This is a genomic window from Aeromonas sp. sif2416 (assembly GCF_019218665.1).
GTDB lineage: Bacteria > Pseudomonadota > Gammaproteobacteria > Enterobacterales > Aeromonadaceae > Aeromonas > Aeromonas encheleia.
The window spans coordinates 1-255 of record NZ_JAHUXC010000057.1 but is presented as its reverse complement, the minus strand read 5'-3'; the positions used below and the strand labels follow the sequence as shown (position 1 = coordinate 255).

The 255-nt window shown below is 55.7% G+C and carries 1 pseudogene; it reads left to right on the top strand.

The features are described from left to right. Window positions 1-196: pseudogene (locus KW821_RS21520) on the top strand (DotU family type IV/VI secretion system protein); the annotation flags it as partial. Window positions 197-255 lie beyond the last annotated feature (59 nt).

The following is a 255-nucleotide window of genomic DNA, read 5'->3' as shown; positions in this document are numbered from 1 at the left end:
CGGGGAGGCACCCAGCGTGTTTCACCTGGACCTTGGCCGTCAGGCCTCCCGCTATCAACTGCGCAAGCAGATATCCCTGCGCAGCCTGTTCATGGGCGGCGCCCTGATCCTGGCCATCATCTTTGGCATCTATCACCACCAACTCAATAACCAGACCCAGGACGTGCTGCGTCAACTGGGCGAATTATTAAAATAACTGTCTGAGGAGAGCACGCCTTGATTCGTATAGAGCTACCGGTACTGGTGGAAAGACTG